The sequence below is a fragment of the Thermogemmatispora sp. genome (assembly GCF_042408735.1).
GTDB lineage: Bacteria > Chloroflexota > Ktedonobacteria > Ktedonobacterales > Ktedonobacteraceae > Thermogemmatispora.
In genome coordinates this window covers 1-3,825 of the sequence record NZ_JBHOQV010000197.1, presented here as the reverse complement: position 1 = coordinate 3,825, position 3,825 = coordinate 1, and the positions used below count along the sequence as shown (strand labels likewise).

Annotated in this window: 4 protein-coding genes and 1 pseudogene; 2 read left to right on the top strand and 3 right to left on the bottom strand. The window is 61.6% G+C overall.

Features of this window, described 5'->3' with window-relative positions; all coding sequences use genetic code 11:
* Window positions 1–385 (bottom strand): class I SAM-dependent methyltransferase (locus ACFMO7_RS20935; protein ID WP_376797425.1); only part of this gene is annotated, 385 nt, incomplete at its 3' end.
* 20 nt (window positions 386–405) lie between these two features.
* On the bottom strand, window positions 406–1,404 hold the full coding sequence (locus ACFMO7_RS20930; protein ID WP_376797424.1) for a hypothetical protein: 999 nt from the start codon (window positions 1,402–1,404) through the stop codon (window positions 406–408).
* 540 nt (window positions 1,405–1,944) lie between these two features.
* On the opposite strand from ACFMO7_RS20930, the gene ACFMO7_RS20925 reads away from it, so the two are divergent.
* The gene (locus ACFMO7_RS20925; RefSeq protein WP_376797423.1) at window positions 1,945–2,238 is read left to right on the top strand and encodes a hypothetical protein; all 294 of its coding nucleotides are present in this window, start codon (window positions 1,945–1,947) and stop codon (window positions 2,236–2,238) included.
* A 19-nt stretch (window positions 2,239–2,257) separates the two neighbouring features.
* The gene (locus tag ACFMO7_RS20920) at window positions 2,258–3,160 is read left to right on the top strand and encodes a class I SAM-dependent methyltransferase (protein WP_376797426.1); all 903 of its coding nucleotides are present in this window, start codon (window positions 2,258–2,260) and stop codon (window positions 3,158–3,160) included.
* A gap of 435 nt (window positions 3,161–3,595) precedes the next feature.
* Here ACFMO7_RS20920 and ACFMO7_RS20915 read toward each other — a convergent pair.
* Window positions 3,596–3,825: pseudogene (locus ACFMO7_RS20915) on the bottom strand (hypothetical protein); the annotation flags it as partial.

Here is a 3,825-nt window from a genome sequence, read left to right as displayed (position 1 = left end):
CGTTGATCAGGTCAAAGGTCCCATCGGCAAAGTCCAGCGGCTGCATGACATTCATCGTTCGAAAGTGCGCGTTGTCAAGGCCGCGCGACAGAGCCTGGGTACGGGCATATTCGATGACGCTTCCGCTGATATCAACCCCGATCACTTCCACTTTGGGATAGGCAAAGGCCACTTCCAGCGCCCAGCCACCTGGGCCGCAGGCCAAGTCAAGCACACGTCCCCCTGCTGGCAGTGGCGGACCGGCAGGAAACTCTGGAAAGAGTCCCCCCATCCCGCGCGTGAGCAGTTGGTCCTGATGCATCAATCGCGCCAACTCGCCGACGTTCTCGGGATCAATCACGTAGGTGTTGTTCTGATCGCTGCCTTTGGCTTTCTCAGGATCCATCGCTCTCCTCTACCTGCCTGTTATGCCAATGCTTCAATCCTGTCCGCCAGCTCTGCGAGCTGCCTTGCCTGTGGCCAACGCGCCTGGCCCTGCCGCAATAACTGCTTGACTTCCGCCTGCCCGTAGTGGCTCCCGCTCCGCTGTACTCCCTCAATGCTGGCCCCCAACGCCTCTACAAACAGCTCCTGGTCGACCAGTGCCAGCGCGACTGCCGCCCGCTTTGGCTCTATATCCGCCAGTCCTCGGCCATTCGTCTGCGGCCACTGCGCCTTGTAAAGCCGTTGACTCTCTTCTAGCGAGGAAAGGGCCTCCCTCGCCTGTCCCAGGTTCAGCAGCACCCTTGCCCTGCAGAGCGGCACGGCGTAGGGTGGACGATCAGCCAGTGCATAGCCAGGGTCATGCTGAGGAGAGACGAGCGCATAGGATGCTTCAGCCTGAGCCAGTGCTGAAGCTGCCTCCCTCCTCTGCTGCAGGAGACTGGAGGTTTCGGCCAGCCCTGTCAGGAGACTCGCTTCCAGCGCTGGGGAGACCGGCCCCTTCTTGAAAGAGGCAAGTCCCCGCTGAAAACACGACAATGCTGTCTCCGCCTGCGGCTGATGCTCTCCTGTTTCAGAAAAGGTCCACAAATAACTATATCCTTCGTAATAGGGCAATGCCCGTTGCAGGAGGACATCGCCGGTCAAATGAGCATAGTGCTCCGCTTGCTGCAAGTGATAGAGCCGCTCCTTTAGCCGCAGCCGATGCCGTGCTGCTATCGCCGCGATCAGATGGATCTCCGCCGCCAGGTGTGCCGCCTCCTGAGATCTGCTTACCAGAGCAGGCGCTCTCTCTAGCAACCCCAGCAACCACTCTGCTGTCGCCACGACCGTCGTCACGGCCTCAGTCTCGGAGGCTCGCCACAGCGCCCCCACCAGGGGACGGGCAAGCGTAAGTGTCTCCTCTCCGGTTAAGCTCAGGCTCCCCACCAATGCCAGCCCACTGCTCCCCACCAGCAGGGACAATGCTTCCCTCCGTCGCATATCGTTCTCCTTTGGGACTCTGCTCTTCACTCGTTGCTGGCGGACCAGCCCCAGTTCCGCCGGCGTCGTTAGAGTAGTACCGACAGATCAGGTCAATGCTATCCGTTCGCAGAGGTTTTCCCTGCTCTGCCGCCAGGAGCGTCCCGACGGCTATGCCGATCTCACCGGCACGCTGCCTCAGACTCACGCCTTGCTTCAGGCGCAGTTCTCGCTAACGGCTCATCCAGCTCTCCTTTTCACCTGCTCTTCCCGAAAGAAACCGCCAGCGTGCACTATCTTACCTTCTAAGAGTCAGTATAGCAGCATGCAGTATCCTGTTCAAGGTTTCCCGTTCTGACGGATCTGAAGTTGTAACTGAACTTGGAACAGAACCCCTTTACTGTCAAGTGACAAGTGGCTACAGTAGACTCGCCGATAGCCGTCAGGCTAAGAAAGGCAGTTCTAGAGCGATCCTGACCAGGATTGGGCAGGTCATTGCTCAGCAAGCAGCTCTTTGCTCAGGACATCCGGTTGACCTGATAGATGGAAAGGAGATCGCTGATGGCCACAGTACCCGGATCCATGCTCCCTCAATCTGGCATAGCCACCAGCCGTGAGGACCATATCGCTGCCCTGCGGGCTGAGTTAGGACCGAGTGAACGGACCGAGCATCTCATCGATTGGCTCCTTGATATGTGGGAGACGATCGATCTCTTGACCGCCCGTTTCGGAGTGGCGCGCGCTTGGCGCATCATTGCCGCGCCCACTTCCCCCTCGCCCAGCCAGGGGGGATCGACGACCAACCACCTGCGTGGCGAAGCAAGTGCCCTTGCCGATCTGCCCAGTGATTCCTGAAGGGAGGCTCAAGGTGTTCATGCGCCTCTGGCACTGGCGAAGTCTCTTCTCGGCTGGGAAGCGAACTGCCTGCCTGGTCAACCAGGTTCCACCTGGGCAACAGAGCGAACCTGACGGGCGCCGGCGTCTGTCAGACCTCCCTTACCTGCTTCCCAAGGACCTGCAAGAGATCAATCGTCTGGACTTTCAACATTATGTCTTGCGCCAGGCTCTGGGGCGGCTGACCTTTGCCCCGGTCGACGAGCAACTTCGGCGGGGTGGACAGGTGCTCGATGTCGGCTGTGGAACAGGCCGCTGGGCCATCGACCTCGCGCGGCTGTATCCCCCGACTCAGGTGACCGGCCTCGATCTGGAGCTGGTCAAGGCCACAACGCTGCCGCCCAACTATCGCTTTGTCCAGGGAGACATCCTCAAGGGTCTTCCCTTTGCCGAGCGAACCTTCGTCTATACCCACCAACGCTTCCTGGTGGCAGCAATTCCCCTAGAGCACTGGCCGCGGGTTGTCCAGGATCTCCACCGTGTCACGGCTCCAGGCGGCTGGATCGAACTCATTGAACTTGGAGCCGAGACCCGCAATGCCGGCCCCTGTCTCGAACAGCTCCTCGCCTGGGGGCGTCAGCTCGCTGCCAGCCGTGGCATCGACGGCACCCAGATGCACCGTCTCAGCGAGTGGCTCCTGCAGGCTGGTTGTCGCCAGGTCCAAGCCCAGACCCTCTGGCTGCCACTCGGTGCCTGGGTGGGACGTCTGGGTCTGCTGTTCCTTCGAGACGTCGTGAGCGGCTTCACTGGGCTGGAAGGCCCAGTGCTCCACACCTGCGGTATCACTTCCGAGCACTTTCGCCAGACCATCGCCGCTCTTGAACACGAGTGCAACCAGCGCCGGACGCGATATGCCTGCTATCTGGCTGCTGGTCAGGTCTGAAGCTCTTCCTGGCCTGGCCAGGGGGAGTTTGTCGGAGAGTGGAGACAGAGCCGAGATCAGCGACCCGCGGCTCAGGCCAGGGGCTGGCCTGCAGCCGAAGGTGTCGTCGACCCGGACTTGTGGGCGGGTTGACCGCGGCCCACTGCCCCGTACCGCGGGCCAGTCGAGCAGCCCTGGCCGGGCGGACCCGCTTCCCCCACCTGAGGTGAGGCGAAGCCGTTGCTGCCCGCTGGTCAGTGCCGTTGGCCGCATGAGGAGCAGGATGCCCCCAGAGAGGCGGCGGTGTCACCCCGATGCGGAGCGCCAGCCGGGAGCCGTCTTCCTTCCCGGGCCCAAGCCGGGGGGCCCCAGCGGCAGGTCTTGATGGCAGAAGAGGCGCCTCAGGAACGGCGTCGCCCGTCTGCGGACGTCCGTCGTGGACCCCGAGCTGCCTCCTCAGGGAGGAGGAGGATGGGGAGGCGGCGGCTCGTCTGGCTCTTCGTCCTCTGGGGCAGGCATCAGATTGCCCGGCATTCGTCCATGCTTGACCACAAAGCCATGAGGATAGGGACGCAGATCGATCAGATGGGCCTGCTCTCCATGACGGGCCAGCAAGTGTCGGCAGTGCTCTTCAGCCTCAGCGCGCGAAGAGGCATAAATGGGTTCCAAATGATGGTACTGGCTAT